At 66.6% G+C, this 893-nt stretch carries 1 protein-coding gene; it reads left to right on the top strand.

Features of this window, described 5'->3' with window-relative positions:
• The first annotated feature begins 121 nt into the window (after positions 1 to 121).
• Entirely contained in the window at positions 122 to 883 is a 762-nt protein-coding gene (locus ABCR83_RS32690; protein WP_462698896.1) for a transposase family protein, read from the top strand.
• Positions 884 to 893: the final 10 nt, after the last annotated feature.

Genomic DNA, 893 nt, shown 5'->3' with positions numbered 1-893 from the left:
TGAAGGTTTCTCATCCTGTGCCGCAGGGGTGATGATGGTGCGGACGAGGGCGTAACAGGGCAAGGCTCCTGGTCGTTGCGTTGGTGATCTCACTCGCCAACGTCCCGACAACAGGAGCCTTGTGGTCTCGTATCGTGCCATGCTCGACGTCCCGTACGAGGTCGTTGAGCATGTTTCCTGGCTGATCCATGCTCGAAGGTGTGAACGGAAGTCCCGCTGGCGACGGCTCAGTTGCTTCCGGCAGGCCCTGCTGGCTCTGGTCCATCTGCGCAAGAACGAGACTCTCGCCCGGGCCGCAGCCGGGTTCGGCGTCTCGACCGCGACCGCCGGCCGGTACGTCATCGAGACCGTCGAGATCCTTGCCGAACGTGCACCGGACCTGCGGACCGCGCTGAGGGCCCTGCCGCCGGAGGGATTTGTCATCCTCGACGGCACACTGATCCCCACCGACCGCATCGCCGCGGACGAGCCCTACTACTCGCAAAAGCACCGGCGACACGGGATGAACGTGCAGGTCATCGCCCGCCCGGACGGCACACCCCTGTGGTTCTCCCGAGCCCTGCCCGGCCGCACGCACGACCTGACCGCCGCCCGCGCCCACGGTGTGATCCAGGCATGCCTTTCGCGCCAGGTCCTCGTCCTCGCGGACCGCGCCTACCGAGGAGCCAACGCCACCGTCCGCACCCCGTACTACGGCCGTGACCTGCCCGAAAAATACGCACAGTTCAACAAGGAGCACGTCCGCCTGCGTGCCCCGGGCGAGCGCGCCTTCGCCCGGCTGAAGCAGTGGCGCATCCTCCGCAAAGCCCGCTGCAGCACCAACCGCATCAGCCGGATCGTCGCCGCCGTTCACGCCCTCGAGATCGCCTGGCGATCAGGATGAGAAACCCTCA

It is taken from the genome of Streptomyces xingningensis (genome assembly GCF_054957865.1).
This window is presented reverse-complemented; position numbering and strand designations above follow the sequence as displayed.